The sequence below is a fragment of the Treponema zioleckii genome (genome assembly GCF_014737315.1).
Lineage (GTDB): Bacteria > Spirochaetota > Spirochaetia > Treponematales > Treponemataceae > Treponema_D > Treponema_D zioleckii.
This window is the reverse complement of the sequence record NZ_JPUF01000161.1, coordinates 1-611: the sequence shown is the minus strand read 5'-3', so window position 1 is coordinate 611 and position 611 is coordinate 1. Positions and strand designations below refer to the sequence as shown.

Annotated in this window: 1 protein-coding gene; it reads right to left on the bottom strand. The window is 36.0% G+C overall.

Features of this window, described 5'->3' with window-relative positions; all coding sequences use genetic code 11:
• On the bottom strand, positions 1-320 hold a 320-nt coding region (locus JI65_RS17020), incomplete at its 3' end, for an ankyrin repeat domain-containing protein (protein ID WP_191018353.1).
• Positions 321-611: the final 291 nt, after the last annotated feature.

The following is a 611-nucleotide window of genomic DNA, read 5'->3' as shown; positions in this document are numbered from 1 at the left end:
AAATCGCGATTTGTCGGGGAAGAATTCCTACTATTTTTTTCATCCAAAAGTTTTTGCACTTTCAGAATCATCTGCTCATCTCCACTAAGTTTTGCAGCTTCGAGACAGGAATCGTCCAAGTTCGCACCGTATTCCAAAAGCAAATCAACCTGACTTTCCCAGCGACATCCTTTTTTAATTGCCTCGTAAAGTGGAGTTGTGGCATTTGAAGAATTAAAGTATCCCTGCACTTTATCTTCAGTTATTTTTTCGCATACCCCTTTTTCAAATGGTAAATAGACACCCTTTCTATTTACATCAGCTCCCGCCGTAAGAAACATTTTTAACACCCGATTACAATCGGACACATAATAGGGCGCGAACAGTGCGCTTTGTTCATGATAATTTTTTTCAAAAATCTTTATGTCTTCATTGTTTCGTAAATATACGCCTGCCCAAATATAGGGATATTTATTTATGTTTGCGCCAGCATTTATAAGTTGATTAAAAACTTCCTCCTCATAGTTAGGAACTATGTGATTTTTTTTATAATAGGATTTATTCAAAAAATCAACATGAAACAGCATCAATGGATTTCTATATTGCCACCCATCAGACATCTTCATGCAATA